Origin of the sequence: Streptomyces kanamyceticus (assembly GCF_008704495.1) — a bacterium.
In the GTDB taxonomy this organism is placed as follows: Bacteria; Actinomycetota; Actinomycetes; order Streptomycetales; family Streptomycetaceae; genus Streptomyces; species Streptomyces kanamyceticus.
The window spans coordinates 3,469,438-3,496,039 of the sequence record NZ_CP023699.1 but is presented as its reverse complement, the minus strand read 5'-3'; the positions used below and the strand labels follow the sequence as shown (position 1 = coordinate 3,496,039).

The window sequence follows — 26,602 nt, the reverse complement described above, 5'->3', positions numbered from 1 at the left end:
GCAGGGGGAAACGTCACACCGGAACGGTCCGATCCGTCATTGTCATGACGGACCGCGACGGGAGAATGTGACGCATGGACCAGAACGAAGCCGCTGCCGCTGCCGCCCTCGCGGCCCGGTTCGAGGAGCACAGGCCCCGCCTGAACGCCGTCGCGTACCGCATGCTCGGCTCCCTGAGCGAGTCCGAGGACGCCGTCCAGGAGACGTGGCTGCGGCTCAGCCGCTCCGACTCCGGCGCGGTGGAGAACCTCGGCGGCTGGCTGACGACCGTCGTGGGGCGGATGTGTCTCGACATGCTGCGCTCGCGGCAGTCCCGGCGCGAGGACTCCTTGGACGTGTCCCTGGGCGCCTCCTTGGACACGCACGTGCCGGACCCGGTGGTCGGCCGCATGGACGCGGTCGCCGACCCCGAGCAGGAGGTGCTGCTCGCCGACTCGGTCGGCCTCGCCCTCCTCGTCGTACTGGAGACCCTCGCGCCCGCCGAGCGCCTCGCGTTCGTGCTGCACGACATGTTCGCCGTGCCCTTCGACGAGATCGCGCCCGTGGTGGAGCGCTCGGCGGCCGCGACCCGGCAGCTGGCGAGCAGGGCCCGGCGCCGCGTGCAGGGCTCGGCGCCCGCCCCTGACACCGACCTCGCCAAGCAGCGCGAGGTCGTCGAGGCCTGGATGGCCGCGACGAAGGCGGGCGACTTCGAGGCACTGCTCGAACTCCTCGACCCGGACGTCGTGTTGCGCGCGGACACCGGCGAACTGTCGTCGGGCCTGTCGAAGCTGGTGCGGGGCGCGGCGACGGTGGCCGGGCAGGCGGCGATGTTCGCGCGGTTCGCGCCGGTCTCGCGCCTGGTCCTGGTCAACGGGGTGCCGGGGCTCGTCGCCGTCCCGGACGGCGAGCCGTTCTCCCTCGCGTCGTTCACGGTCGTGGGCGGCCGGATCGTGGAGATCAACATCATCGCGGACCGGGAGCGGCTCGCGGGGCTCGGCATTCCGTCGTTCGACGACTGAGTGGGACCCGCTCCGCGGGCGTGCGGACGGTGTCACGTGACCGGCTCCTCCCGGCTCGCGCCGGACGTGCGGCGCACCACCCGCAGCAGGTACTCCTTGCGGCTCAGCGGGTCGTGATCCGTCCGGCCGCGGGTGGGCGGGGCGCCCCGCACGGGCTCGTAGTGGTCGAAGGCGGACTCCAACTCGCCCTCGCCGCGCGTGAGTCCGGGCAGGAGCTGCTCCAGGGCGTGCACCTGCTTCGCGGGGATGTCCCCCTCGACGTGGTACGACGCTCCGCTCGTGGTCGGCGTGTGCGGTACCGCCCGCAGCCGCCCGAGCGCGGGCAGGACCGCGCCGAACGTGTCGCCCGGCACGTCGATCCTGAAGCGGTGCATCGGCTCGTGCACCACTGTGCCCGCCCGGCGCAGCGCGTCCATCAGGACCAGCGGCGTGAGGTTCCTGAAGTCGCCCGCGGTGCTCGACATGCTCTTGTCGAAGGTGCCGTGCGCGTGGCTCTGCCGGGGCCAGTAGCCGGAGTGCGTCATCGTGACCGTGCAGTCGGGGACGCGCCAGCCGTACAGGCCCTGGTGCAGGGTCTCCCTGACGGTCTCCTCGACCGCCCGGAAGAACGCGTACGGCATCGAACCGAGCTCGACCCCGAGCCGGAAATCCACCCCGGCGCCGAGCGGCGCGGGCGCCACCCGCAGGCCGACCGTGGCGAGGAACGGGTTGGGGTCCTTGTCGATGATCTCGAACGCCGCGCCCGTGCCGACGACCCGCTCCACACAGATCGTCGTGGTCTCGCGGAAGGAGACGTCGAGCCCGAAGTCCTCGGCGAGCGTCGCCTGGACGACCTCCTTCTGCACCTCTCCGTAGAGCGAGACCGACACTTCCTGGCGGACGGCGTCCTGCCGCAGGCCGATCAGCGGGTCCTGCTCGGCGAGCTGGGTGAGCGCGACGTGCAGGGCGCCCCGGTCGGACGGGCGGACCGGGGCGACGACCGTCTCCAGGGTCGGCGGCGCGAAGTGGTGCGCGCCGGGCTCGACTCCCTTGCGCGGTACGCCGATCACGTCGCCGATGCGGACGTCGCCGAGCCCCCAGAGCTTGCCGATCCACCCCGCGCCGACCTCCGCGTGCCGCACGTCCTTGCCCTGGTCGAAGACGGTGACGGCGGTGACCTTGCCCGCGCGGCCGCTGTCGGTGTCCTCGGCCGTCACGATGTCGACGAGGTCGCGCGTGCGGACCGTGCCGGAGAACATCCGTACGTAGGCGATCTTCTCCCCGGCCGCCCCGCGCTCCACCTTGAAGACGCTGCCGGAGACGGGGCCTTCGTGGTCACCGGCGTCCGAGGGCAGGAACTCCCTGATACCGGCCGCCAGTTCGGCGACTCCGACGCCCGTCACGGCCGAGCCGAAGAAGACGGGATGCACGAGCGCGCGGTGGGTCGCCCGGGCCAGTTCGGCGCGCAGTCGGTCGTACGAAAGGGATGCCGCGTCCTCGACGTACGCGGCGAGAACCGCGTCGTCGTGCGAGGCGAGCAGCTCGGTCAGGCGGGCGGTGAAGCCGCTGTCAGCGGCGCCGTCGGCGGTGAACGGGACGAAGCGCGCCTCGCGCGTGCCGAGGCCGGGGACCGTGCCCATCGGGACGATGTCCGGGGTGAGGCGCGCGGCGATGTGGTCGAGCACGCCCTCGTACCGGGCGCCGCGACGGTCCGTCTTGTTCACGAAGATCAGCGTGGGGATGCGCAGTCGGCGCAGGGTGCGCAGCAGGACGCGGGTCTGCGCCTGCACGCCCTCCACGGCGGAGATCACGAGCACCGCGCCGTCGAGCACGCTCAGGACCCGCTCCACCTCGGCGATGAAGTCCGGGTGGCCGGGGGTGTCGATGAGGTTGACCTTGACGCCGCCGCTCGCGTTGTCGCCCGCGCCGCCGCCCGCGTCGTCGCCTTCCGGGGCGTCGATCACGAAGGAGACGACCGCGGACTTGATCGTGATGCCGCGCTGTCGCTCCAGGGCGAGCGAATCGGTCTGCGTGCTGCCGTCGTCGACGCGTCCTGGCTCGTCGATGACACCGGCGGCGTGCAGGAGCCGCTCGGTCAGGCTGGTCTTACCGGCGTCGATGTGGGCGAGAATGCCCAGGTTCAGGGTGTGCGGAGCAGATGAATGCACGTACCGTCATGTCCTTAGAAGAGGGGTGACTTCCTTCCGGGATGGACATGCACGAACGCCGCATTTTCTCTCCTGACTCGGGCCTGGTTCGGGCCTGACGTAGTGGTGCCGGGCTCTCGCCGACTTGCCCCAGTGCAGCAGGCGGCCCGCGCGTGCGGCAACCGATTTACCGCGCGGTCCCCGGGGACACCGACCGGACCTCCCGTCGCCGCGCCAGCCACAGCACGACCGCCGCGTACGCGCAGAGCATCACGACGTCGACGGCCACCGCCGTCCAGTCCATGTCGGCCGCCGTCTCGTCGGAGGCGAGCGCCCCCGCGATCGCCGCCGAGACACCCATCGCGAGCAGGTTGTTGAGCACGTGCAGGCCGATCGCGGCCTCAAGTCCGCCCGTACGCACCGTCAGGACGCCCGCGACGAGGCCGAACACCACGAGGTCCGCGAACCCCCACGGCGTGCCCCACCCGTGGGCCGCGGCGAACAGCAGCGCCTGCGGCAGGATCGCCACCCACGGCGACCGGCACCAGGCGCCGACCGCCTGGGTGAGCCAGCCCCGGAACGCGTACTCCTCCGCCGCCGCCTGGAACGGCACGAGGACGCACACCATCGCGAGCCCGAGCAGGAAGTTCCCGAGCCCCGCCCACTCCGTGCCCTCCGGTCCCGCACCGCCCGTCTCGGGCAGCAGCAGCATGACCCCGAACGACCCCGCGACCAGCGGGAGTCCCACCAGCGCGCACCGTCCGAGCCAGCCCCACCGCAGCCGCCCGGTCACCGACGACAGCGTCCCCGCCGGACGCCGCTGCGCCCAGTGCGCGGCGGCCAGCACCACGGGAAGCAGCAGCGCCAGCGAGAGCAGGGCCTGCCCCGTCTCGCCGACGCCGCCCCACACCCGGAACCCGTCCTTGCCGGTGGGCCGGTTCAGGGCCGCGCCCACGATCTCGCCGCCGAGCAGCACCACGAGCGAGACGGCCACGGCCCCCGCGAGCACCAGACCGGTCCCGGCGAGCGGCCGCCACCACTGGTGGCGGCCCGTGATCAGGGCGAGGCGGTGGTAGGGGAGGGGCGGAGGGACGTAGGGGGTGTAGGGGACGTAGGGGGCGTGCGGCGGGTACTGGGCGTACGGCGGGTACTCGGCGTGCGGCGCGTAGGCGTACGGATCTGCCGGGTGTCGCTGCGGCGGACCGGCCGGCGGGGGCGTCGTCGTCATGCTTCTCAGCATTCCGGATCACCGCGCGCGCAAGCGTCGCCCGTCGGCACGATCAGGCTCTCTAACCAGGGATAGACGCCGCTCCGTATCCTTGGGGCCGATATGGAGCGGATACGGAACTGGCTGCTGCCCGTCCTCCTCGTGATGCTGCAGCTGGCCTACTGGCCGGGCCGCCTGCTGCGGGACGGCGATCCCGTCGGCGCCGACGGGCTGTTGGCGGGGCTCGGCGCGGCGGTCGCGGTCACCGTCGCGCTCGGCGTACGCCGAAGGCACCCCGTCGTCGCCGCGCTCGCCACCGAGGCCGTCCTGCTCGCGTGCCTGCCGCTGCCCGAGGACGCGTCGCTGCTGCACTCGGTGAGCCTGCTCGTGGCCCTGTACTCGGTCGCCGTGCGCTGCCCGGCACGGCGGGCCGCCCTCGTCGGGGCGGTGCTCGCCGGGTGCGAGACCGTCCGTGCGATGGTGCAGCTCGACTCCGCGGCCGCCGTCGGCGGCGAGATCCTGGTGAGCGGCGCGCTCGTCCTGACGGTCCTCGGCCTGGGCCGCGGCCGCCGCCGCAGGCACGCGGGACACCGGGCCGCCGCCAGGGACCTCGCGCGGGCCGAGGCGGACCGGGGCAGGGCCGCCACCACCGAACGGCAGCGCCTGGCCCGTGAACTGCACGACGTCAGCGCCCACCACCTCACCTCGGTGGTGGTCACCGCGGACGCCGCCCTGCGGCTCGGCGGGAGCAGGCCGGAACTGACCGCGCAGGCCCTGGAGCTCGCGGCGGACAGCGGCCGCGAGACGCTGGCCGCCCTGCACCGCCTGGTGGCGATGATGCGGACGTCGGCGGCGGACGAGGACAGCGCCCTCGCGGAACGCGTCGACGAACTGGCCGCCGGATTCGCCCGCCTGGGAGCGCGTCCGGCCGTCGACGTCGATCAGGACCTCGCGGCGCTGACGGGGCCGGTGGCGGACGCGGCGTTCGGCATCGTGCGCGAGGCCCTCACCAACGCGCTGCGGTACGCGCCGGGGGCCGCCGTCCGCGTACGCGTGGAGGTGGCGGACCGCGACGGGGCGGTGGACCTGACGGTCGAGGACGACGGGGCGCCCGAGGCGCACGGGGGCGCGGCAGGACCTGGGGCCGGTCAGCGGCTCGGCTCGGGGCGCGGCACGCTCGGCATGCGGGAACGGGCCGTCGCGCTGGACGGAACCCTGGAGGCGGGGCCGCGCGAGGACGGACCCGGCTGGGCCGTGCGCGCGCGGCTGCCGCTCGGCACGGGGGGTCCGCACGGCCGGATGGCGCGCCACCCGGCCGTGCGCGGCCTCGACGTGACCGACGGGGCGACCGTGCTCGCGGTCGCCGCGTTCCCCGTCTTCGCGGTGCTCGTCGAACGCCCCGCGGACTTCTGGACGGCCATCGGCCCCGTGCTCGCGCAGACCCTGCCGCTGCTGTGGCGGCGCAGGGCGCCCTGGGCGGTCCTGTGCGCGGCGCTCGCGGCGACCTGGTGCGCGCCGCTCGGCATCGCCTTCGGCGTGCTGGACCCCGACGTGGCGCTGTGCCTGATGGCGTCCGGGGGCGCGGCGGCGTGCGTGGGCGTGTACGCGGTGGCGGAGTACGCGGGTCCGGCCCGCTTCACCTGGCCCGTACCCGCGGTGGGCGCGGCCGGTCTCACGCTCGCCTCGCTCGCCCTGGCGACGGCCGACGGCATGCCGGAACTCGCGGCGGACGGCGACGGCCTCGGTCTCCTCCTCTTCCTGGCCTGCGCGATCGGCACGGTCTTCCTGTTCCCGCTGGCCGCGCTCTGGGGCATCGGCGCGGTGGTCCGTACCCGCCGCGAACGCATCAGGGCGTACGAGGACCACGCCCTCGCGGCGACGGTGCACTCGGCGGTCGTCGAGGCGTACGAGGAGCGCCGCCGCATCGCCGTGGAACTGCGCGGCGAGGTCCTGCGACACGCATCCGACGTCATCACCCGCGCCGAGGCCGGTGACCTGCGGTCCGTCGCGGACGCGGCGAGGGCGGCCCTGTCGGCGATGCGGGACCTCCTGAGCACCTTGAGGGAGACCACGGCGTCGGCTACGGGCCGTGCGGCGCACCAGGGCGCCGGGCGCCCGGGGGGCCCGGGTCCACCCCCGGTCCCCACACCCCCCACCACTACTCCGAAGGAGGCACCACCATCACCCCCCTCATTGCCGAGAGCGCGGACGGCGAAGACCGGACCGGCGGCGCGGACCGTGCTGGAACCGTCCGAGTGATGGTCGTCGACGACCAGGCGGTGGTCCGTGCGGGATTCGCGGCGATCGTCGACGCGGAGCCGGACCTGGACGTGGTGGGCGAGGCGGAGGACGGGGCGGCTGCCGTGCGGCTCGCGGGCGAACTCGCGCCGGACGTCGTCCTGATGGACATCCGCATGCCGGGCATGGACGGCCTGACCGCGACCCGCCTGCTCACCGAGGGACGGGGCGCGCAGGCCCCGCGCGTCCTGGTCCTGACCACCTTCGACCAGGACGCCTACGTCCACGACGCCCTGCGCGCCGGAGCGTCCGGCTTCCTGCTCAAGGACGCGCTGCCCGAGGAACTCCTCGCGGGGATCCGCGTGGTCGCATCGGGCGAGGCCATGCTCGCGCCCACCGTCACGCGCCGCCTGATCGCCGCTTTCGCCGACACGGCCCCCGCCCCGGACCCCGAACTCCTGGAGTCCCTCACGCCCCGCGAACGCGAGGTCCTGACCCTGGTGGCCGCGGGCCACACCAACGCGGAGATCGCCGAGGCGCTCGGCGTGACGACCGGCACGGTGAAGTCCCACGTCAACGCCCTGCTCGGCAAGTTGGGCCTGCGCGACCGGGTCCAGGCGACGATCCTCGCGTACGACCTGGGCCTCGCCAGACCTCGGCGTACGCCCTAGGGCCCTTCTGACGGATCTCCGCGGCGTCGCGACGCCCGGCACGCACCCTCGCCGCACGGCGCAAAGGGACAGGTGGCTCCGCCACATGACCCTTCACACCGCACGCCGAGGGCACGCACCGAACGCCGCTCCTTCTCCCACGGAGATCCGTCAGAAGGGCCCTAGCGCGCCGCGAGGTCACGGCCGGGGCGCCGACTCGTGCCAATCGCGCGCGATGCCGCGCATCATCGCCGGGTAGACGAGCAGGTACCTGAAGGGTGCGATCGCCGCCATGTACGCCTTGCCGAACAGGCCGTTGGGCTTCACGAGGACGGCCATCTGGCCGCGGAAGCCACCGGACCCGTCCGGGACCCAGCCCAGGTGCAGCACCGCGTGCACGGTGGAGTTGGCCACCTCCGCCGCCCACTCGTCGTCGGTCAGATAGACCGAGGTGAAGGGCAGCCGGTCGAACTCGGGTCCGGTCGGGCCTTCGCGCAGATCCCGCGGCAGCCGGTCGCGCAGGGTCGGGACCCGGGAGCCGAGGCCCGCCTTCGGGTCGTCCCAGCCGAACAGCTTCCCGAGCTTCCAGCGGATCGCGAAGAGCGTGCGGGCGATCCAGGAGGGGTTGCCCGTCGTGTCGCCCGCGGCCGTGTTCCGCACCAGGCGCGGGAAGTCGTCGGGGCCGCCGGGCGTCGGCAGCGCCCAGACGTCGTAGAGGCGGAAGTCGTGCGCGATCTCGTGGATCCGCCAAGGGCGGGACGTGTGCGCGGTGTCGGGCAGCTTCATGCTGACGTCGTCTCCTTCAGTGCGGGGAGCTACGAGGAGTACGGGGGAAGCCGGGGAAACGAGAACCGCACCCCGTCCGTCATGGACGCCGTGCTCGGCGACCCGCGGACCGGGTGCGGTCAAGTAGGCGATGCGACCCGCGCAACCACGGGTCGGACGGCCTGGCCGGAGATCAGGCCTTCTTGGTCTCCCAGAAGATCTTGTCGATCTGGGCGATGTAGTCCAGCGCCTTCTGGCCCGTGGCCGGGTCCTTCGAGGCCTTGGCGGCCGAGAGGGCCTTGAGGGCGTCGTTGACCAGCTGGTGCAGCTCCGGGTACTTCTCGAAGTGCGGGGGCTTGAAGTAGTCGCTCCAGAGCACCGAGACGTGGTGCTTGGCGAGCTCGGCGCGCTGCTCCTTGATGACCGTGGCGCGTGCCTGGAAGTGCACGTCGTCGTTGCCGGCCATCTTTTCCTGGACGGCCTTGACCGACTCCGCCTCGATGCGGGCCTGGGCCGGGTCGTACACGCCGCAGGGCAGGTCGCAGTGGGCGCTGACCTTCACCTTGGGGGCAAACAGGCGGGAAAGCATGTTGCTGTCCTTCCTCGTGATCGTCTTCTCAGGTGGGACATTACTCCGTGAGAGGCGGGTTTTTGCGGGTGCCCCCATGGGCTTAGGACAAAAGTCCAGGGTCAGACTGGGACTGGTGGAGGATAGGACCGGGGAGGTGCGGTGATGCCGGAGCTGTCACAGGAGACCGAGCGCGGAAGGGCCGTCTTGCCGTTTGGCGCGGCGGAGGTGACGGGGCCTTCGATGGTGCCCACGCTGCGCCACGGGGACCGGCTGCTCGTGCACTGGGGCGCGCGCGTGCGCCCGGGGGACGTGGTGGTGCTGCGCCATCCGTTCCAGCAGGACCTGTTGGTCGTCAAGCGCGCCACCGAGCGCCGTGACGGCGGCTGGTGGGTGCTCGGCGACAACGCGTTCGCGGGCGGCGACAGCACGGACTACGGAGTCGTTCCCGAGGACCTCGTCCTGGGGAAGGTGCGGTTCCGCTACCGCCCGCCCGCGCCGGGGCGGCGTTCGCCGTTCGCGGCGGTGCGCTGGGCGCTGTCCGCCGCGCGGCCCGTACCGGCCGACCGCTCCGTCTCCAAGCGCTTGCGGGCGCGGTAGGCGGCGACGTTGGCGCGGGTCGCGCAGCGGTCCGAGCAGTAGCGCCGGGAGCGGTTCGTCGAGGTGTCGAGGTAGGCGTTGCGGCACGGCGCCGCCTCGCACAGGCCGAAGCGGTCCACGCCGTGCTCGGTGAGGTGGAAGGCGAGGCCCATCGCGGCGATCGCGGCGTACCCCGCGGTCGCGTTCGACGAGTGGTCCGCCAGGTGCATGTGCCACAGCGGGCGGCCGTCCTCGTCCCGGTGGTCGTGGCCCGAGATCTGCGGGCTGACCGGGAACTCCAGGAGCAGCGAGTTCAGCAGGTCGACGGCGAGCGTCTCGTCGCCCTCGTCGGCCGCCTCGAAGACTGCCCTGAGCCTGGCCCGCACCGAACGGAAGCGCGTGAGGTCGGAGTCCGTGGCGCGGCGGGCCATCTGCGTGCTCGGCCCGAACAGCTCCTTGATGACCTCGACGGAGGTCAGCATGTCCTTGTCGCGGCCCGGCTCCTCACTGTTGACCAGGCGTACGGCGAAGTCTGAGTAATGGGCCAGTTCCACTTGTAGTCCTTACGGGCGCGGGCTATCGTCGAGTCGTCGGCCGGTAATGACCGATGGCGGTACCAGGGTATTACGAAGCGGAGGGGTTCTGATGGCTGGAACGGGGACCGGAACTGAGACCGGCGCCGAGGCGGGGACCAACTGGGGCGCCTGGCAGGACAGTTGGGACCGGCAGCAGCAGTGGTATCTGCCCGACCGTGAGGAGCGGTTCCAGATCATGCTCGACATGGTCGAGGCCGTCGTCGGCCCCGCGCCGCGCGTGCTCGACCTGGCGTGCGGTACGGGAAGTATTACGGACCGGCTGCTCCAGAGGTTCCCGGACGCCACCAGTGTCGGCGTCGACCTGGACCCGGCGCTGCTCACCATCGCCGAGGGCACCTTCGCCGGGGACGACCGGGTCACCTTCGTCACCGCGGACCTGAAGGACCCCGAGTGGACCGCCGCGCTGCCGTACGACTCGTACGACGCGGTACTCACGGCGACGGCGCTGCACTGGCTCTACAGCGAACCGCTCGCCACGCTCTACGGGCAGGTCGCCGGGCTCGTCCGCGAGGGCGGTGTCTTCATGAACGCGGATCACATGCCTGATCCGGCGACGCCGGGCATCAACGCGGCGGAGCGGGCGTTGCGCCACCGGCGGATGGACCGGGCCAAGGCCGAGGGCGTCCTCGACTGGAAGGAGTGGTGGCAGCTCGCCGCCGCGGATCCGGCCCTCGCGGCGCCCACCGCCAAGCGGTTCGAGATCTACGGGGAGCACGCGGACGGGGACATGCCTTCGGCCGAGTGGCACGCTCAGTCCCTCCGCGACGGGGGCTTCTCCGAGGCCCGTGTCGTGTGGGCCTCGCCGTCCGACTCGCTGGTGCTGGGCCTGAAGTAGCAGTGCTGAAGGGGCGGTACGGATCTGGATCCGTACCGCCCCTTCGCGTAGTTCTTCGAGTGCGGGCGCGTCGTGGTTGCTCGCGCAGTTCCCCGCGCCCCTTACGGGGCTAGAGAACCTTCGACAGGAACGACTGCGTCCGCTCGTGCTGCGGGTTCGTCAGGACGTCACGCGGGTGGCCCGACTCGACCACCACTCCCTCGTCCATGAAGACGAGACTGTCGCCGACCTCGCGGGCGAAACCCATCTCGTGCGTGACGACGATCATCGTCATGCCGGATTCCGCGAGGTCACGCATCACGTCGAGTACGTCGCCGACCAGCTCGGGGTCGAGTGCCGACGTCGGCTCGTCGAAGAGCATCAGCTTCGGGTCCATCGCGAGCGCGCGGGCGATCGCCACGCGCTGCTGCTGGCCGCCGGAGAGCTGCGAGGGGTAGTTGCCCGCCTTGTCGGCGAGGCCGACCCGTTCGAGCAGCTGCCCGGCGCGCTCCCGCGCCTGCGCTTTGGGGACGCCCTTGACCTGGACCGGCGCCTCCATGACGTTCTCGATGGCGGTCATGTGCGGGAAGAGGTTGAAGCGCTGGAAGACCATGCCGATGTCCCGGCGCTTCAGGGCGACTTCGCTGTCCTTGAGCTCGTACAGCTTGTCCCCCTTCTGCCGGTAGCCGACCAGCTCGCCGTCGACGTAGAGACGGCCCGCGTTGATCTTCTCCAGGTGGTTGATGCAGCGCAGGAACGTCGACTTGCCGGAGCCGGAAGGGCCGATGAGGCAGAACACCTCGCCCTGCTCGACCTGGAGGTCGATGCCCTTGAGGACCTCTACGTTGCCGAAGGACTTGTGGACGCCCTCGGACTTCACCATGGCGGTCATCAGCTCACCCCTCCGCCGCGGTTGCTCAGCGACAACATGTTGGCCTTGATCTTCTGGAACGGGGTGGCCGGCAGGGTGCGGGACGAGCCGCGCGCGTAGTAGCGCTCCAGGTAGTACTGACCGACGCTGAGGATCGACGTCATGATCAGGTACCAGCAGGCGGCGAGCAGCAGCGTCTCCACCGTCGCGCCCGACGAGGTGCCGATGTCCTGGGCGTACTTGAGGAGTTCGTAGTACTGGACGGCCGCGACCAGCGAGGTCGTCTTCAGCATGTTGATGAACTCGTTGCCCGTCGGCGGCACGACCACGCGCATCGCCTGCGGGAGCACCACGCGGCGCAGCGTCTTGCCGTGGCTCATGCCGAGCGCGTGCGACGCCTCGGTCTGGCCCTCGTCGACCGAGAGCAGACCGGCGCGGCAGATCTCCGCCATGTACGCGGCCTCGTTGAGGCCGAGGCCGAGCAGCGCCGTCAGGAACGGCGTCATGAAGTCCGACCACTCGTCCTTGTAGATCGGACCGAGGTTCACGTAGTCGAAGACGAAGCCGAGGTTGAACCAGACGAAGAGCTGGACCAGGACCGGCGTACCGCGGAAGAACCAGATGTAGAACCAGGCGATCGACGAGGTCACCGGGTTCTTCGACAGGCGCATCACCGACAGGATGACGCCGCCGACGACGCCGATGAGCATCGAGAGGAACGTCAGGATCAACGTCTCGCGGACACCCTTGAGGATGCGCTCGTCGAAGAAGTTGTCGGGGATCGCGCCCCAGTTGATGTCGCCCTGCGAGAAGGCGTAGACGATGGCGGCGAGGACGCCGATCGCGAGGACCGCGGCGACGTAGCGGCCGAAGTGGCGGACCGGGATGGCCTTGATGGCCTCCGCGGGGCGCGCCTTCGGGACGTCGTCCTCGGGGCCCTTCTTGGAGATGTCGGTGGTCACGGGAGTGGCCTTTCAGCGACTAGGAGGGACGCGGTCACTTGCCGCCGTTGACCTTGGCTTCCTTGACCGCGCCGGCCTCGACGCCCCACTTCTTGATGATCTTCTCGTACTCGCCGTTCTTGATGATCGCGTCGAGCGCGGCCTTGATCGCGTCGCGCAGCTCCGGGTTCTTCTTGGAGACCGCGATGCCGTACGGGGCGGCCTGGACCTGCTCGCCGACCAGCTGGAAGTCCTTGCCGCCGCCCGAGGTCTTCACCGCGTACGCGGCCACGGGGAAGTCGGAGGAACCCGCGTCCGCGCCGCCGGAGCGCAGTCGGGTCTGGGCCTGCTGGTCGTTGTCGAACTGCTCGATGGCGATCTTCTTGCCGCCCCCGCACTTCTTCGACTCGGCCTTGGCCAGGTCGTGCGAGACGGTGCCGCGCTGGACGACGATCTTCTTGCCGCAGAGGTCGGCCCAGGTCTTGATCCCCTGGTCCTCGCCCTTCTTGGTGTAGATCGAGACGCCCGCCGTGAAGTAGTCGACGAAGTCGACGCCGGTGCCGACCTTCTTGCCGGTGTCCTCGTCGACGCCCTCCTGACGGTTCTTGGTGTCCGTCATGGCCGACATGGCGATCTGGTAGCGCTTGGAGCGCAGGCCGCCGAGGAGGGTGTCGAAGGTGCCGTTCTCGAACTCGAAGTCCACGCCGAGCTGCTTGCCGAGCGCTTCGCCCAGGTCCGGGTCGATGCCGACGGTGTTGCCTGACTTGTCCTTGAACTCGACCGGCGGGTAGGCGATGTCCGACCCGACCTTGATGACGCCCTTGTCGCGGATGTCCTTGGGGAGCTTGTCGGCGAGCGGGGCGTTGCTGACCGAGTCGGACCCCTTGTCCTTGGTCTGGTCGCCGCAGCCGGACAGCAGCAGCGTGCCGGCGACCGCGAGCGCGCCGACCGCGACGATCCGGGACTTCGCGGACTTCGCTGCGGTCTTACGACAAAGGGAGCTTGCGGTCATGGTGGGTCCTCCGGCGGATGAGGGAGTTGCCGATGGGTCGGGCACACACCTTCGGGTGTCGCGACCTCGTGTGATGACGGCATCTTGCCATTCGGACCGTCCGATTCTGGGTGCCTGAGATGTCAAAATCGGATAACGGGAGGGCCTCGAATGGGAACAGCCCGGTACAGCAAGGGCTTATCGGTACGGGAGCGAATCGCCGTTAACCAAGTGAAAGACGATCTATCTCGCGATGCGGACAATGCAAATGCACTTTTCGGTAAAATCGGTCAAATGACCTAGGGTCGAAACAAATACAGCTCGTCGGCGGTCGGACCTATCCGGTAGAAAAGACGGTTACACCCCTCATCCGGGGCTCAGGGCGCGTGTGCGGCGCGCCCGCGTGTTCGTACCTCCCCCCGCCGACAGGCGGGGAACGGACGCGGTGCCCGCCCACTTCTCAACCAGGAGTGGACACCCTCAACTGATGAATAAGACTTAAGGGGTCAGACAAGTGGCAGCGGAGATCGTCAATCCTCGCAGCGACAGCGATACGGATCACGTGGGCCCTGCGGGTGCAGATGAGCCCTTCGATCCGGCATTCGCGCTGCATCGTGGCGGCAAGATGGCCGTGCAGGCCACCGTGCCGGTCCGCGACAAGGACGACCTGTCCCTCGCGTACACACCCGGCGTCGCGAAGGTGTGCAGCGCCATCGCCGAGCAGCCGGAGCTCGTGCACGACTACACATGGAAATCCAATGTCGTCGCCGTGGTGACCGACGGGACCGCGGTGCTCGGTCTCGGCGACATCGGCGCCGAGGCCTCCCTCCCCGTGATGGAGGGCAAGGCCATTCTCTTCAAGCAGTTCGGCGGCGTGGACGCGGTGCCGATCGCGCTCGCGACCACGGACGCGGACGAGATCGTCGAGACCGTGGTGCGGCTCGCCCCGTCCTTCGGCGGCGTGAACCTCGAGGACATCTCGGCCCCGCGCTGCTTCGAGATCGAGCGCAAGCTCCAGGAGCGGCTCGACATTCCCGTCTTCCACGACGACCAGCACGGCACGGCCGTCGTGACGCTCGCCGCCCTGCGGAACGCGGCCAAGCTCACCGGGCGCACGCTCGGCGACCTGCGCGCCGTGATCTCCGGTGCGGGCGCGGCCGGTGTGGCCATCGCCAAGTTCCTGCTCGAAGCGGGACTCGGGGACGTGGCCGTGGCCGACCGCAAGGGCATCGTGAGCCGGGACAGGGACGACCTGACGCCGGTCAAGCGGGAGCTCGCGGAGCTCACCAACAAGGCCGGTCTGAGCGGCTCGCTCGAGGCCGCGCTCGCCGGTGCCGACGTGTTCATCGGCGTCTCGGGCGGCACCGTCCCGGAGCCCGCGGTGGCCTCCATGGCGCCCGACTCCTTCGTGTTCGCCATGGCCAACCCGAACCCAGAGGTCCACCCGGACGTCGCGCACAAGTACGCGGCCGTGGTGGCGACCGGCCGCTCGGACTACCCGAACCAGATCAACAACGTCCTCGCCTTCCCCGGCATCTTCGCCGGTGCGCTGCAGGTCAGGGCATCGCGGATCACCGAGGGCATGAAGATCGCCGCCGCCGACGCCCTCGCGGGCGTCGTCGGTGACGAGCTCTCGGCGGACTACGTGATCCCCTCGCCGTTCGACGAGCGGGTCGCCCCGGCCGTCACGGCGGCCGTCGCGGCCGCGGCGCGCGCCGAGGGCGTGGCTCGCCGCTGACGTCCCGGCTCCGCCGTTCGTCAGGCGCCCATCCGTTTCCGGCTTTCAGCCGGACAACGGGTGGGCGTTTTCCGTGGGGCCCTCCGGGGCGGACGCGGGACGCGGGAGGCCGGACTCGGGGCGCGGGACGCGTGTCACAGTGGCGCATGGTTCCGTCGGGCCGCCCGGCCTGCCTATCGTCTGCGGCATGTTCGCTGCCTATGCCGCCCGAATCGACCGTGACCAGCCGCTCGAAGGACTTGAGTTGGGGGAGCGGCCAGCCCCCGGCGCGCGCCCCGGCTGGTCGACCGTGAACGTCCGCGCCGCCTCCCTCAACCACCACGACCTGTGGTCGCTGCGCGGGGTCGGCCTGGCCGAGGACAAGCTGCCGATGATCCTCGGCTGCGACGCCGCGGGCATCGACGAGGAGGGCAACGAGGTCGTCCTGCACTCCGTCATCGGCCAGTCCGGATACGGCGTCGGGCCCCGCGAGGGCCGGTCCATCCTGACCGAGAAGTACCAGGGGACCTTCGCCGAGCAGGTTTCCGTGCCCACCTGGAACGTACTGCCCAAGCCGAAGGAGCTCTCCTTCGCCGAGGCCGCCTGCCTGCCGACCGCATGGCTCACCGCCTACCGGATGCTCTTCACCAACGCCGGTGTGCGCCCCGGGGATTCGGTGCTCGTGCAGGGCGCGGGCGGCGGCGTCGCCACGGCCGCGATCGTCCTCGGCAAGGCCGCGGGCCTGCGGGTCTTCGCCACGAGCCGGGACGAGGCCAAGCGGAAGCGGGCCCTTGAGCTCGGCGCCGTCGAGGCCGTCGAGCCGGGCGCGCGGCTGCCGCAGCGGGTGGACGCGGTGATCGAGACGGTGGGCGCGGCGACCTGGTCCCACTCGGTCAAGTCGCTGAAGCCGGGCGGCTCGCTGGTGATCTCCGGGGCGACGAGCGGCGACAGGCCCTCGCACGCCGAGCTCACCCGGATCTTCTTCCTGGAACTGAAGGTCGTCGGCTCGACCATGGGCACCAAGGACGAGCTGGAGGACCTGCTCGCCTTCTGCGCCGCCACGGGCGTGCGTCCCGTCATCGACGAGGTGCTGCCGCTCGACCGGGCGCGGGAGGGCTTCGAACGGCTGGAGTCCGGCGGGCAGTTCGGGAAGATCGTGCTGGAGGTCTGAGGGGCCGCCCTGATGTCAACTCTGGTTGACGCGGAGTGCTTGTCAATGTAAGTTGACATGCATGAGCGAAGCAACGGACCTCGCCGAGCGTGCGGGTGATCGCGATCCACGGATCGGGCTGCGAGCCGTGTCCGCGCTGCGGAAGCTGGTGGAGCAGTTGGAGGCCGTGCAGGTGCGCAGTGCGCGCGTGCGGGGCTGGTCGTGGCAGGAGATCGCCGCGGAGCTCGGAGTGAGCAGGCAGGCCGTGCACAAGAAGTACGGGAGGCAGTGATGTTCGAACGGTTCACGCGCAGCGCCAGGGACGTCGTCAAGGGCGCGGTCGTCCACTGCGAACGGGCGGGGCACGACAGCGTCGAGGAAGGCCATCTCCTCCTCTCGCTCCTCGACCGCGAGGGCAGCCGGGCGTCCTTCGTCCTGGCCGCGCTCGGCGCGAAGGGGCGGCGGGACTCGATCGCCGCCGCCCTCGAAGAGGTACGACGCAGGGGCGGGATGAGCCGGGCGGACGTCGATGCCCTGGCGGGTCTCGGCATCGACCTCGGCGAAGTCGTCTCCCGGGTCGAACAGGCTCATGGCGCGGGGGCGTTGTCGGACGCGCGCCCCCGGCGCGGCCTCCTTGGCGTCGCGCGGTCCGGCCACCGCCCTTTCACGCCCGAGGCCAAGGACGTACTCGTCCGGGCGCTGCGCATCGTCACCGGTGAACGGGGGCGCCAACTCGGCGACGAGCACCTGCTCCTCGCGCTCACCCTGGGCCGCGGCGCCATCGCCGATGTCCTGGCGGACCACGGGGTGACGGAGGGGTCGGTCAGGAGGGTTCTTCAGGGCGGGGGCGGGGAGGCGATGGCCGGGTAACGCTGCGCGGCGCTGCGCTGTGCTGGGGCGGTGGCTTTTCCGCCCTGCGGGCGGCCCCCTTACCCGCCCGCTCCACCCGTGCTCCTACCCGAAGGGCTGGAGTCTCTTGTGGGGGCTGGGCGCCGTTGGCGGCTGGTAGGTGGTAGGTGGTAGGTGGCGGGGGGAGGTGTCCCCCCGCCATCCCGGTTCTCGGCTCGCCCCCTCTCAGGGGCGCGGTGACCGCAGCGTCGCTCCGATGTGTGCCGCCGCTGTGGACAAGTGGCGGCGGGCATCGCTGAGTTGGTCGGGGGACACCCCGTGGTCCCTGGCCGCGTCGCGGATGTCGTCGCGGAAGCGGTCGAGGAGGCGGTCGAGGTCACGGGCCGGGTCGTCGGTCGGGTCCTCCTTCGCCCAGTCCGGTGCGTAGTCCACGGCCAGCCCCTCGGGGCCGCCCTTGCTGAACTTCGGTTCCTCGGCGGCCGGTTCGGGCTTCGTCCCCGGCTCCGTCCCCCCGCGGCCGAAGCTCTTGCCGAAGTCCTTCCCGAACTCGCCGAACTCCTTGGCCAGTTCCGTCAGGCCCTCCCGTACGCCCGTCGGCCAGTCGCCCCGGGTGAAGTGGTCCTGCACCTGCTCCTGGACGTGCCGGGCGATGCGCTCGAACTCCTGCTGGGCCTGTGTCTGCGCCTGCTCCTGCGCCTCCTTGGCCTGGCGGCGCGCCCGCTGGGCCTCCTCGCGGGCCCGGCGGCTCTCGTCCTTCGCCCGTCGCGCCTGCTCCTTCCACTCCTGCTTGGCGCGCTTGAACTCCTCCTTCGCCTGGCGCCAGCCCTCCTTGTCGCCGGACGCCCAGTCGAAGAAGTCCGACGGGTCGGGGTAGCCGTGGCCCTGCCCCTTGCGGCCGCCGGAGGCACCGGAAGCACGGGCCTCCTCCGCGGCCGCCCGCATCTCACGGCGCAGCTCGCCCGCCGCACCCTGCACGCCGTCACGGATCTCGGCGGCGAGCTCGGCGACCGACTCGCGGATCTCCAGCTCCAGGTCGGCCAGTTCGCCGCTGCGGTCGGCCAGCTCGGCGCGGCCCGCGTCCGTGATCGAGTACACCTTCCTGCCGCCCTCCGTGGTGTGCGTGACCAGGCCCTCGGCCTCCAGCTTCGCCAGGCGCGGGTAGACCGTGCCCGCCGAAGGCGCGTACAGGCCCTGGAAGCGCTCTTCGAGGAGACGGATCACCTCGTACCCATGGCGGGGCGCCTCGTCGAGCAGCTTCAGCAGGTACAGGCGCAGGCGGCCGTGGGCGAACACGGGGGGCATTTCAGAGCACCTTCTTGTCGGTCGGGCCGTCGGTCGGGCCGTCGGTCGGCTCGGCGGTGTCCTCCGGGGGGATCTCCAGGGGGACCTCGTCGTAAGGATCTTCCTCCATCGGTGGCCTGCGCAGCAGCGCGATGGAGCCGGAGACCGTCGTCGCCTTGAGCCTGCCCCGGCCGCTGCCGAGCCGTCCGGTGATCTTCTTCGCGCCCCACTGGCCGCTCACGCGCAGATCCTCGAAGGCGTTCGACACCGAGCCGCTCGCGGTGTCCACCTCCACCTCCGCGTCCGCCGGGTGCGGCAGCCGGATCGCGATCTCGCCCGAGACGCTCGTCAGGGCGACATCGGTCGCGCCGCCCGCCGGGTCCAGGTCCACGATCATCGAGCCGCTCACCGAATCCGCCCGGACGGAGGAACCCGCCGCCTCCACGACGGTGAGGTCGCCGGAGACGGAGGAGAACCGCAGGCTGCCGGTGACGTCCTGCGCCTCGACGCTGCCCGAGACCGTCTCCGCGCGGGCCGGGCCCGAGAGTCCCACGAGGGTCGTCGGGCCCGTGACGCCGCGCACCTCCGTGCGGCCCTCGATGCCGGAGACCATGGCGCCCGCGCCGACCGTGCCCACCTCGACGCGCGCCCCCGAGGGCACGGCGAGCGAGACCACCGCGCTGCGGCGCCAGCCCTTGCGGTCCAGCCACTTCAGGAAGCCCTTCCAGGGCAGGTCGTCATAGGCGACGGTGAGGGCGCCGCCCTTGTGGGTCACCGTCAGGGGCGGGCCCTCGATCTCGGAGACCTCCAGGCGGGCGGAACCTTCGTCCGTGCCCACGACGTTCACCGTGCCGTTGACGACGCGTACGTGGAGTGTCGTCACGGGGGCGTCGAACGTGAGCTTCCGGGGCTCGGCGACGGACCACTCGGACATGGGTGACCTCCTTGGCGGAACGGACGCGACGCGCCATATCGCGTCTCTGATACTCACGATATATCGCGGATACGGAAAGTCAAGACATAAACGCGGTCGGGCGAGAGAGGGCCGCCACCCGGCTGTGGCATTTATGCACCTCATTCCGATCTGTCCTAGCGTGGGGCCATGTCGTCCGATGTCTCCGAGCGCGCCAGATCCGCCGGTGCGCTGCTGCTCTGCCGGGCCGAGCCCGACACCGTCGATGCCGTGGCCCAGCTCTTGCGCGAGCGGATGCTGCTCGCGCCCGCCGGTCCCGGGTGGAGCGTGCTCGTGCCCGAGGGCAAGCCCTGGCTGCACGGCGAGGAGCCGGTCGACCGGGTGCTCACCGGCTGGGCCACCGCGCTCGCCGTCGGGTCGACCTGGCCGGTCCTCGCCCTGTGGTGGGACTCGGACCGCTCCGGATACACCCTCGCCGCGGGCTTCCGGCGCACGGTCGGCTACGTGTGGCTGGCCAACGGGACGCCCGTCGGCGAGGACGAGGCCATGCGGACGTTCGCCGCGCGCCTCGGCCTCGACCCCGTCCTCGACATGCAGTCCCTGGAGGCGCTCGCCCGCCCCGACAGCGAGGCCGACGCCCGCGCCAGGATGCTCGGCCTCCTCGCGGTGCTCACCCGCACCGGACTCACGCTCCCCACGGGCCTCACCCCCGGCGAACCGGCCGACCGCCTGCGCGAGGTCGCGCGGGTGCAGCGGGGTGCGCGCCAGGTCGAGTGGTCCGGCTGGCGGGACGCGGTGCGGGCGGAGTTCGACGTGGTCGAGAAGGGCCCGCTGGGCCCCTGGGTGCGCGGCCCGCGCGCCCGCGCGCTGGCCGCGGCACAGGTGGCGGCGGGACTCCCGCTGGCCGCGTGGGCGGTGCGGCGACGCAGCGGCGGCTGGGCGGCGGCGGCCGCGCTGCTCCTGGTGCAGGGCGCGCTGGGCCTCGCGTACGACAGGCTGCGCGCCCGCGATTGAGGGGCTGGCGCCGGTGCGGGTGCGGGTGCCGGTGCCGGTGCTGGTCCGGGTCCTGGTGGTCCCGGCCCAGGGGTCGGCCCTGGTACCGGTGGCAGGCTGCGCCGCCGGTCGACGGCGTGGGGGCTCGGGTCTGCCTTCGGCTGGTGGTGCGGGATCTTGGGTCTGCCTTCGGCCGGTGGCGTGGGGGCTCGGGTCTGCCTTCGGCTGGTGGTGCGGGATCTTGGGTCTGCCTTCGGCCGGTGGCGTGGCGTCTCGGGCCGCTCTTGGCCGGTGGTGCGGGATCTCGGGCCGCCCTTGGTCGGTGGCCTGGGGTCTCAGGCCCCCTCGCCCGGCGGTACGGAGCCCCAGGCTCGCCCCCTCCCGACGGCGCGGCCCCTCACGCCCACCGCCGACCCCCTACGCCCCAGCCCCCTCCGCCCGCCGCCCCATCACCGCGTCGAGCACCAGCGCGAGGAGGCGGTCCGGCTGGGACGGGTCCGTGGCGCGGTGGGTGGTGGAGAGGGCTATGCCGACCACCAGTTGGATCAGGTCCGTGGCGGTGAGGTCGGGGCGGGCCGTGCCGTTGTGCTGGGAGCGGGTCAGGAGTCGCTCCGCGGTGTCCCGGATGCGTTGGTGGCAGTCGAAGCCGAGGGCGTCGGGCCTGCTGAGTTCCTCGAGCATCGCGGCGCCGCCCAGGCCCTGGTTGGCGCGGGCGTGGGTGAGCAGGACGTGCAGCCACTCGGCGAGCGCGTCGTCGGGGGAGTCCGTCGCGAGGAGTTCGTCGGCGCGGCCGCACAGCGTGTCGATGCGGTCCTTCAGAACCGCCGTCAGCAGGGCCGTCCGCACCGGGAAGTGCCGGTAGAGCGTGCCGGGGCCGACCCCCGCCCTGCGGGCGATGTCGTTCAGGGAGGCGTCAGGACCCGACTCGGCGAACGCTTCGCGCGCGGCGGCGACGATGCGCTCGCGATTGCGTCGGGCATCGGCGCGCGGCTGTCGTTCGTGGGCCGTCGTCATGGGGCCATCCTTCCGTTCCCCCGCGCCGGGGGCTAGCCAGGCGGAGAGGTTCTCCGTATGGTCTCACTCGTTAAGCGGAGAGGTTCTCCGCATTGCCTGTGGCGCAAGGAGGGGCGATGAGTGACGCCTTGGCACGGACCGGGCTCGGCGAGACCGGGATCTGGACGCTCGCCTTCGAGGGACAGCCCGCGGGGCGGGTGCGTGAAGCGGCGGCGGAGATCGAGGAGTTGGGGTACGGGGCGCTCTGGTACGGGGAGGCGTTCGGCCGGGACTCCGTAGGACAGGCCTGGCTGCTGCTGTCCTCGACCCGTCGCGTCGTCGTCGCTTCGGGCATCGCCAACATCGCCTTCAGGGACCCGCTCACCATGGCCGCCGCGGAGCGCACCCTCGGCGAGGCCTTCCCCGGGCGCTACCTGCTCGGACTCGGCGGCCACCGGGTCGACGACACCGTCAGCGAGGTCGACGGATACCCGGTCCCCGCGCGCGGGAAGGCGCTGTCGACGATGCGCCGCTACCTGGACTCCATGGACGCGGCCCCGGCCCAGGGCCCGGTCCCCGACCCGGCACCGCGCCGTGTCCTGGCCGCGCTCGGCCCGAAGATGCTGGGGCTCGCCGCCGAGCGGACCTGGGGCGCCCACCCGTACTTCGTACCCGTCGAGCACACCGCAGTGGCCCGCGAGGCGATGGGGCCCGACGCGTTCCTCGGCGTCGAGCAGGCCGTCGTCCTCGGCACGGACGTCGACCGGGCCCGCGAGGTGGCCGTCGCGCACGTCGCGAGCTACGTCACGAGAGCGCCCCATCAGGCGGCGAACATGCGCCGCCTGGGATTCGGCGACCAGGACATGGCGGGAGGGCGTCCGAGCCGCCGTCTGGTCGACGCGATCGTCGCCTACGGAGACGTGGACGTGCTCCACGCGCGCGTGCGGGAGCATCTCGACGCGGGCGCCGACCACGTCTGCGTACAGGTGCTCACCGAGGACCCGGCCGAACTGCCGCTGCCGCAGTGGCGCGAGCTGGCCCCCGCTCTGCTCGGCAGGTGACTACTCGTCCTCGTCCTCGTCGTCCAGCCGCGCCAGCCACGTGGCCAGGCGCTCCACCGGCACCTCGAAGTCCGGGTTGAGGTCCACGAAGGTGCGGAGCTGCTCGGCGAGCCACTCGAAGGTGACCTCCTCCTGGCCGCGCCGCTTCTCCAGTTCCTCGATGCCACGGTCGGTGAAGTACAAAACAGGCTCCGCGTTCGGACGATGTGCTCGGGGCGTCCAGCATAGGCAGTGTTCCGATTCCCCCGTGTACGCCGGTGGGCCCGGCCCCGGGCGACAAGCGCTCGGGACCGGGCCCACCGTACGGAGAACCGTCGAGGCCTAGGCCTCGAACACCTCGCGTACGAGCTGCTCCTGCTCCTGCTCGTGACGCTTCTTCGAGCCGACCGCGGGGGACGAGCCGTGCGGGCGCGAGATGCGGCGCAGGCGCTCGCCGTGCGGGATGTCGGCGCCGACCGCCAGGTCCAGGTGGTCGATGAGGTTGAGGGCGATGAAGGGCCACGCGCCCTGGTTCGCCGGCTCCTCCTGCGCCCACAGGTACTTCTCGGCGTTCGGGAACTTGGCGATCTCCGCCTGGAGCTCGGCACCCGGCAGCGGGTACAGGCGCTCGATGCGGATGATGGCCGTGTCCGTCGCGCCGCGCTTGGTGCGCTCCGCCTCGAGGTCGTAGTAGAGCTTGCCCGCGCAGAACACCACCTTGCGCACCGCGGCCGGGTCGACCGTCGCGTCGCCGATCACCGGGCGGAAGCCACCGCTGGTGAACTCCTCCGTCTTCGACGCGGCGGCCTTCAGGCGCAGCATCGACTTCGGGGTGAAGACGACCAGCGGCTTGTGGTGCGGGTTGTGCACCTGCCACCGCAGGAGGTGGAAGTAGTTCGAAGGGAGCGTCGGCATCGCGACGGTCATGTTGTTCTGCGCGCACAGCTGGAGGAACCGCTCGATGCGGGCGGACGAGTGGTCCGGGCCCTGGCCCTCGTAGCCGTGGGGCAGCAGCAGCGTGACGCCGGAGTGCTGGTTCCACTTCTGCTCGGCGGCCGAGATGTACTCGTCCACCACCGTCTGCGCGCCGTTGACGAAGTCGCCGAACTGCGCCTCCCACATCACCAGAGCCTCGGGGCGGGCCAGCGAGTAGCCGTACTCGAAGCCCATCACCGCGTACTCGGAGAGCAGCGAGTCGTACACGTTGTAACGCGCCTGGTCCTCGGAGAGGTACAGGAGCGGCGTGAAGTCCTCGCCCGTCGCACGGTCGATGAGGACCGCGTGGCGCTGACCGAACGTGCCGCGGCGCGAGTCCTGGCCCGACAGGCGGACCGGGGTGCCCTCCAGGAGCAGCGAGCCGATGGCGAGGGTCTCGCCCATGCCCCAGTCGATCGTGCCCTCTTCGACCATCGTCGCGCGGCGCTGCAGCTGCGGCAGCAGGCGCGGGTGGACGGTGACCCGGTCGGGGATGTTGACCTGGGACTCGGCGATCCGCTTCACGATCTCACGGGAGATCGCGGTGTCGATCTTGACCGGGAACTCGGCCTCCGGCGCGGACACCTCGGCCTCGCCGGGCTGCGCGGTGGCCTCGCGGACCTCCGTGAAGACCTTCTCCAGCTGGCCCTGGAAGTCCTGCAGCGCCTGCTCGGCCTCTTCCAGGGTGATGTCGCCGCGACCGATGAGGGACTCGGTGTAGAGCTTGCGCACCGAGCGCTTCTTGTCGATCAGGTCGTACATCAGCGGCTGCGTGAACGCCGGGTTGTCCGACTCGTTGTGACCGCGGCGGCGGTAGCAGATGAGGTCGATGACGACGTCCTTGTTGAACGCCTGGCGGAACTCGAAGGCCAGACGGGCAACGCGGACGACGGCCTCGGGGTCGTCGCCGTTCACGTGGAAGATCGGCGCCTCGATCATGCGGGCCACGTCCGTGGCGTACATGGAGGAGCGCGACGACTCCGGGGCGGCGGTGAAGCCGACCTGGTTGTTGATGACGATGTGGACCGTGCCGCCGGTGCGGTAGCCGCGCAGCTGCGACATGTTCAGCGTCTCGGCGACCACGCCCTGGCCCGCGAAGGCCGCGTCACCGTGCAGGGCGACGGGCAGGACCGTGAAGTCCGTGCCGCCCTTGTTGATGACGTCCTGCTTGGCGCGGGCGATGCCCTCGATGATCGGGTCGACCGTCTCCAGGTGGGACGGGTTCGCCGCGAGGGAGACCTTGATCTGCTCGCCGTCCAGGCCGGTGAAGGTGCCCTCGGCGCCCAGGTGGTACTTCACGTCGCCGGAGCCGTGCATGGACTTGGGGTCCATGTTGCCCTCGAACTCGCGGAAGATCTGGGCGTACGACTTGCCGACGATGTTGGCGAGGACGTTCAGGCGGCCGCGGTGGGCCATGCCGATGACGACCTCGTCCAGACGCGACTCGGCGGCGCTGTCGATGACGGCGTCGAGCAGCGGGATGACCGACTCGCCGCCCTCCAGGGAGAAGCGCTTCTGGCCGACGTACTTCGTCTGCAGGAAGGTCTCGAAGGCCTCCGCGGAGTTCAGGCGGCGCAGGATGCGCAGCTGCTCCTCGCGCTCCGGCTTCGTGGCGTGCTGGCGCTCGATGCGGTCCTGCAGCCACTTGCGCTGCTTCGGGTCCTGGATGTGCATGAACTCGACGCCGGTGGTGCGGCAGTACGAGTCGCGCAGGACGCCGAGGACGTCGCGCAGCTTCATCATCGACTTGCCGGCGAAGCCGCCGACCGCGAACTCCCGCTCCAGGTCCCACAGGGTGAGGCCGTGCTCGGTGATGTCCAGGTCGGGGTGCTTGCGCTGCTTGTACTCCAGCGGGTCCGTGTCGGCCATGACGTGGCCGCGGACGCGGTAGGAGTGGATCAGCTCGAAGACGCGGGCGGCCTTCGTGACGTCGTCGTCGTGCGAGGCGTCGATGTCCTTGAGCCAGCGGACCGGCTCGTAGGGGATCCGGAGAGCCTTGAAGATCTCGTCGTAGAACTCGCCCTCGCCGAGGAGGAGGTTCGCGACGATGCGCAGGAACTCGCCGGAGGCGGCGCCCTGGATGACCCGGTGGTCGTAGGTCGACGTGAGCGTCATGACCTTCGAGATGCCGAGCTTGTTCAGGGTGTCCTGGGAGGTGCCCTGGAACTCCGCGGGGTAGTCCATGGCGCCGACGCCCATGATGACCGACTGTCCGGGCATCAGGCGCGGGACCGAGTGGACGGTGCCGAGGCCGCCGGGGTTGGTCAGCGAGACCGTGACGCCGGTGAAGTCGTCCATGCCGAGCTTGCCGTCGCGGGCGCGCCGGACGATGTCCTCGTAGGCCTGCCAGAACTCGAAGAAGTTCAGGGTCTCGGCCTTCTTGATGCCCGCGACCACGAGCTGGCGGTCGCCGTTGGGCTTGACCAGGTCGATGGCGAGGCCGAAGTTGATGTGCTCCGGCTTGACCAGGGTCGGCTTGCCGTCCTTCTCCACGAAGGAGTAGTTCATCGACGGCATGGTCTTGATGGCCTGCACCATCGCGTACCCGATGAGGTGCGTGAAGGAGATCTTCCCGCCGCGGGCGCGCTTGAGGTGGTTGTTGATGACGATGCGGTTGTCGAAGAGCAGCTTCACCGGGACCGCGCGGACCGACGTCGCCGTCGGGACCTCGATCGAGGCGTTCATGTTCTTCGCGACGGCGGCCGAAGGGCCACGCAGCGTCACGTACTCGGGCCCCTGGGCCTCGGCGGGCTTGGCCGGCTCAGCTGCCTTGGCGGCAGCGGCCGCCGGCTTGGAGGCGGGGGCGCCTGCGGCGCTGCTTGCCGCCGCGGGCTTCGCCGCGGCGGGCGTGGCCTTCGGAGCGGCCGAGCTGCTCGTGGCCGGAGCCGCGGGCGCGGCGGGCGCGGCCGGAGCCGCGGACTTCGCCGGGGCAGCGGGCGCGGCGGGAGTGGTGGTGGGCGCAGCCCCCGCGGCCGCGTCACCCGCCGGCTTCGCCGGGGCGGCGGCTACGGAAGCGCCCACCCCTGGCTTGTAGTCGGCAAAGAAGTCCCACCAGGCTCGGTCGACCGAATTCGGGTCCTGGAGGTACTGCTGATAGATCTCGTCGACGAGCCACTCATTGGGACCGAAGGCAGCAGCAGGGTCCTTGCCCTGACCGTCTTGGTCGGTCGAGATGCTCGAACTACTGGGGGACTGTGACGACACGGCGGTAACCGCCCTCTTCCGCTTCACAAGGTGATGGACAGCGGGAATTAAGGCTACGCCTCCATTGCCACGAGGTGCAGACCGGGCCCGTCATCCGTCGCGTAAGTCACACCGGAACGAGGGTTTCAGGGCCGTAAATG

The 26,602-nt window shown here is 71.2% G+C and carries 24 protein-coding genes; 11 read left to right on the top strand and 13 right to left on the bottom strand.

What is annotated here, in order from left to right; all coding sequences use genetic code 11:
• Positions 1-74 precede the first annotated feature (74 nt).
• Entirely contained in the window at positions 75-1,001 is a 927-nt protein-coding gene (locus CP970_RS14085) for a sigma-70 family RNA polymerase sigma factor (RefSeq protein ID WP_055554624.1), read from the top strand.
• Between the two features lie 32 nt (positions 1,002-1,033).
• On the opposite strand, the gene CP970_RS14080 is transcribed toward CP970_RS14085, so the two are convergent.
• Entirely contained in the window at positions 1,034-3,148 is a 2,115-nt protein-coding gene (locus CP970_RS14080) for an elongation factor G (protein WP_055554626.1), read from the bottom strand.
• Positions 3,149-3,314: 166 nt separating this feature from the next.
• On the bottom strand, positions 3,315-4,355 hold the full coding sequence (locus CP970_RS14075) for a CPBP family intramembrane glutamic endopeptidase (RefSeq protein WP_150493354.1): 1,041 nt from the start codon (positions 4,353-4,355) through the stop codon (positions 3,315-3,317).
• 102 nt (positions 4,356-4,457) lie between these two features.
• Here CP970_RS14075 and CP970_RS14070 point away from each other — a divergent pair, with 102 nt between their 5' ends.
• Positions 4,458-6,593, top strand: a complete 2,136-nt coding sequence (locus CP970_RS14070; RefSeq protein ID WP_150493352.1) for a sensor histidine kinase — start codon at positions 4,458-4,460, stop codon at positions 6,591-6,593.
• Positions 6,593-7,243 carry a response regulator gene (locus tag CP970_RS14065; RefSeq protein WP_150493350.1) on the top strand — a complete coding sequence of 217 codons (651 nt, stop codon included), beginning with the start codon at positions 6,593-6,595 and terminating at the stop codon, positions 7,241-7,243. Before CP970_RS14070 ends, CP970_RS14065 begins: the two co-directional genes overlap by 1 nt.
• A gap of 177 nt (positions 7,244-7,420) precedes the next feature.
• Here the strand turns inward: CP970_RS14065 and CP970_RS14060 are convergent, their stop codons facing one another.
• Both CP970_RS14060 and sodN read right to left on the bottom strand, forming a co-directional pair.
• The gene (locus CP970_RS14060) at positions 7,421-8,008 is read right to left on the bottom strand and encodes a DUF2867 domain-containing protein (RefSeq protein WP_055546682.1); all 588 of its coding nucleotides are present in this window, start codon (positions 8,006-8,008) and stop codon (positions 7,421-7,423) included.
• 172 nt (positions 8,009-8,180) lie between these two features.
• Positions 8,181-8,576 carry a superoxide dismutase, Ni gene (gene sodN / locus CP970_RS14050; RefSeq protein ID WP_055546684.1) on the bottom strand — a complete coding sequence of 132 codons (396 nt, stop codon included), beginning with the start codon at positions 8,574-8,576 and terminating at the stop codon, positions 8,181-8,183.
• A gap of 144 nt (positions 8,577-8,720) precedes the next feature.
• Between sodN and sodX the strand changes: the two genes are divergently transcribed.
• Positions 8,721-9,155 (top strand): nickel-type superoxide dismutase maturation protease, encoded by a 435-nt coding sequence (sodX, locus tag CP970_RS14045; RefSeq protein WP_079043440.1) that lies wholly within the window; start codon positions 8,721-8,723, stop codon positions 9,153-9,155.
• Here sodX and CP970_RS14040 read toward each other — a convergent pair.
• Entirely contained in the window at positions 9,038-9,688 is a 651-nt protein-coding gene (locus CP970_RS14040) for a CGNR zinc finger domain-containing protein (RefSeq protein WP_055546686.1), read from the bottom strand. The genes sodX and CP970_RS14040 overlap by 118 nt on opposite strands.
• A gap of 91 nt (positions 9,689-9,779) precedes the next feature.
• Here CP970_RS14040 and CP970_RS14035 point away from each other — a divergent pair, with 91 nt between their 5' ends.
• Entirely contained in the window at positions 9,780-10,565 is a 786-nt protein-coding gene (locus CP970_RS14035) for a class I SAM-dependent methyltransferase (RefSeq protein WP_055546687.1), read from the top strand.
• A 109-nt stretch (positions 10,566-10,674) separates the two neighbouring features.
• Here the strand turns inward: CP970_RS14035 and CP970_RS14030 are convergent, their stop codons facing one another.
• The 3 genes from CP970_RS14030 to CP970_RS14020 are packed head-to-tail and all read right to left on the bottom strand — an operon-like array spanning position 10,675 to position 13,368.
• Positions 10,675-11,436, bottom strand: a complete 762-nt coding sequence (locus CP970_RS14030) for an amino acid ABC transporter ATP-binding protein (RefSeq protein WP_055546689.1) — start codon at positions 11,434-11,436, stop codon at positions 10,675-10,677.
• A complete protein-coding gene (locus CP970_RS14025) occupies positions 11,436-12,377 on the bottom strand; it encodes an amino acid ABC transporter permease (protein WP_055546691.1) in 942 nt (313 codons plus the stop codon). Before CP970_RS14025 ends, CP970_RS14030 begins: the two co-directional genes overlap by 1 nt.
• 34 nt (positions 12,378-12,411) lie before the next feature.
• Entirely contained in the window at positions 12,412-13,368 is a 957-nt protein-coding gene (locus CP970_RS14020; RefSeq protein WP_055546693.1) for an ABC transporter substrate-binding protein, read from the bottom strand.
• 493 nt (positions 13,369-13,861) lie between these two features.
• On the opposite strand from CP970_RS14020, the gene CP970_RS14015 reads away from it, so the two are divergent.
• The 4 genes from CP970_RS14015 (at position 13,862) to CP970_RS14000 (ending at position 17,084) form a co-directional block, all read left to right on the top strand.
• The gene (locus CP970_RS14015) at positions 13,862-15,085 is read left to right on the top strand and encodes an NAD(P)-dependent malic enzyme (RefSeq protein ID WP_055546695.1); all 1,224 of its coding nucleotides are present in this window, start codon (positions 13,862-13,864) and stop codon (positions 15,083-15,085) included.
• 187 nt (positions 15,086-15,272) lie between these two features.
• Positions 15,273-16,235, top strand: coding sequence for a zinc-binding dehydrogenase (locus CP970_RS14010; RefSeq protein ID WP_150493348.1), 963 nt, complete (start codon positions 15,273-15,275; stop codon positions 16,233-16,235).
• A 61-nt stretch (positions 16,236-16,296) separates the two neighbouring features.
• Positions 16,297-16,506, top strand: coding sequence for a helix-turn-helix domain-containing protein (locus CP970_RS14005; RefSeq protein WP_150493346.1), 210 nt, complete (start codon positions 16,297-16,299; stop codon positions 16,504-16,506).
• A complete protein-coding gene (locus tag CP970_RS14000) occupies positions 16,506-17,084 on the top strand; it encodes a Clp protease N-terminal domain-containing protein (protein ID WP_150493344.1) in 579 nt (192 codons plus the stop codon). The genes CP970_RS14005 and CP970_RS14000 overlap by 1 nt, the downstream gene beginning before the upstream one ends.
• A 204-nt stretch (positions 17,085-17,288) precedes the next feature.
• On the opposite strand, the gene CP970_RS13995 is transcribed toward CP970_RS14000, so the two are convergent.
• Positions 17,289-18,365 (bottom strand): PadR family transcriptional regulator, encoded by a 1,077-nt coding sequence (locus CP970_RS13995; RefSeq protein WP_150493342.1) that lies wholly within the window; start codon positions 18,363-18,365, stop codon positions 17,289-17,291.
• Between the two features lies 1 nt (position 18,366).
• Positions 18,367-19,278: a DUF4097 family beta strand repeat-containing protein gene (locus tag CP970_RS13990; protein ID WP_055554436.1), complete on the bottom strand. Its 912-nt coding sequence runs from the start codon at positions 19,276-19,278 to the stop codon at positions 18,367-18,369.
• A 168-nt stretch (positions 19,279-19,446) separates the two neighbouring features.
• Between CP970_RS13990 and CP970_RS13985 the strand changes: the two genes are divergently transcribed.
• Complete coding sequence (locus CP970_RS13985) at positions 19,447-20,271, top strand: hypothetical protein (RefSeq protein ID WP_055554434.1); 825 nt, start codon at positions 19,447-19,449, stop codon at positions 20,269-20,271.
• Positions 20,272-20,667: 396 nt separating this feature from the next.
• Here CP970_RS13985 and CP970_RS13980 read toward each other — a convergent pair whose 3' ends face one another.
• Positions 20,668-21,264, bottom strand: coding sequence for a TetR/AcrR family transcriptional regulator (locus CP970_RS13980; RefSeq protein ID WP_150493340.1), 597 nt, complete (start codon positions 21,262-21,264; stop codon positions 20,668-20,670).
• 116 nt (positions 21,265-21,380) lie between these two features.
• Here CP970_RS13980 and CP970_RS13975 point away from each other — a divergent pair, with 116 nt between their 5' ends.
• Positions 21,381-22,304: a TIGR03620 family F420-dependent LLM class oxidoreductase gene (locus tag CP970_RS13975; protein ID WP_055556624.1), complete on the top strand. Its 924-nt coding sequence runs from the start codon at positions 21,381-21,383 to the stop codon at positions 22,302-22,304.
• Here the strand turns inward: CP970_RS13975 and CP970_RS13970 are convergent, their stop codons facing one another.
• Both CP970_RS13970 and CP970_RS13965 read right to left on the bottom strand, forming a co-directional pair.
• The gene (locus CP970_RS13970; RefSeq protein WP_055509879.1) at positions 22,305-22,487 is read right to left on the bottom strand and encodes a DUF6104 family protein; all 183 of its coding nucleotides are present in this window, start codon (positions 22,485-22,487) and stop codon (positions 22,305-22,307) included.
• 138 nt (positions 22,488-22,625) lie between these two features.
• The gene (locus CP970_RS13965) at positions 22,626-26,462 is read right to left on the bottom strand and encodes a multifunctional oxoglutarate decarboxylase/oxoglutarate dehydrogenase thiamine pyrophosphate-binding subunit/dihydrolipoyllysine-residue succinyltransferase subunit (protein ID WP_191094913.1); all 3,837 of its coding nucleotides are present in this window, start codon (positions 26,460-26,462) and stop codon (positions 22,626-22,628) included.
• Between the last annotated feature and the right edge of the window lie 140 nt (positions 26,463-26,602).

What these genes read in the sequence shown, in the direction of transcription:
- CP970_RS13975 (WP_055556624.1), top strand. Translation starts at nt 21,381, where the DNA reads ATGAGTGACGCCTTGGCACGGACCGGGCTCGGCGAGACCGGGATCTGG.
- CP970_RS13980 (WP_150493340.1), bottom strand. Translation starts at nt 21,264, where the DNA reads ATGACGACGGCCCACGAACGACAGCCGCGCGCCGATGCCCGACGCAAT.
- sodN (WP_055546684.1), bottom strand. Translation starts at nt 8,576, where the DNA reads ATGCTTTCCCGCCTGTTTGCCCCCAAGGTGAAGGTCAGCGCCCACTGC.
- sodX (WP_079043440.1), top strand. Translation starts at nt 8,721, where the DNA reads ATGCCGGAGCTGTCACAGGAGACCGAGCGCGGAAGGGCCGTCTTGCCG.
- CP970_RS14065 (WP_150493350.1), top strand. Translation starts at nt 6,593, where the DNA reads ATGGTCGTCGACGACCAGGCGGTGGTCCGTGCGGGATTCGCGGCGATC.
- CP970_RS14030 (WP_055546689.1), bottom strand. Translation starts at nt 11,436, where the DNA reads ATGACCGCCATGGTGAAGTCCGAGGGCGTCCACAAGTCCTTCGGCAAC.
- CP970_RS14075 (WP_150493354.1), bottom strand. Translation starts at nt 4,355, where the DNA reads ATGACGACGACGCCCCCGCCGGCCGGTCCGCCGCAGCGACACCCGGCA.
- CP970_RS14060 (WP_055546682.1), bottom strand. Translation starts at nt 8,008, where the DNA reads ATGAAGCTGCCCGACACCGCGCACACGTCCCGCCCTTGGCGGATCCAC.
- CP970_RS14085 (WP_055554624.1), top strand. Translation starts at nt 75, where the DNA reads ATGGACCAGAACGAAGCCGCTGCCGCTGCCGCCCTCGCGGCCCGGTTC.
- CP970_RS14010 (WP_150493348.1), top strand. Translation starts at nt 15,273, where the DNA reads ATGTTCGCTGCCTATGCCGCCCGAATCGACCGTGACCAGCCGCTCGAA.
- CP970_RS13990 (WP_055554436.1), bottom strand. Translation starts at nt 19,278, where the DNA reads ATGTCCGAGTGGTCCGTCGCCGAGCCCCGGAAGCTCACGTTCGACGCC.
- CP970_RS14035 (WP_055546687.1), top strand. Translation starts at nt 9,780, where the DNA reads ATGGCTGGAACGGGGACCGGAACTGAGACCGGCGCCGAGGCGGGGACC.
- CP970_RS13985 (WP_055554434.1), top strand. Translation starts at nt 19,447, where the DNA reads ATGTCGTCCGATGTCTCCGAGCGCGCCAGATCCGCCGGTGCGCTGCTG.
- CP970_RS14020 (WP_055546693.1), bottom strand. Translation starts at nt 13,368, where the DNA reads ATGACCGCAAGCTCCCTTTGTCGTAAGACCGCAGCGAAGTCCGCGAAG.
- CP970_RS14005 (WP_150493346.1), top strand. Translation starts at nt 16,297, where the DNA reads ATGAGCGAAGCAACGGACCTCGCCGAGCGTGCGGGTGATCGCGATCCA.
- CP970_RS14070 (WP_150493352.1), top strand. Translation starts at nt 4,458, where the DNA reads ATGGAGCGGATACGGAACTGGCTGCTGCCCGTCCTCCTCGTGATGCTG.
- CP970_RS14000 (WP_150493344.1), top strand. Translation starts at nt 16,506, where the DNA reads ATGTTCGAACGGTTCACGCGCAGCGCCAGGGACGTCGTCAAGGGCGCG.
- CP970_RS13995 (WP_150493342.1), bottom strand. Translation starts at nt 18,365, where the DNA reads ATGCCCCCCGTGTTCGCCCACGGCCGCCTGCGCCTGTACCTGCTGAAG.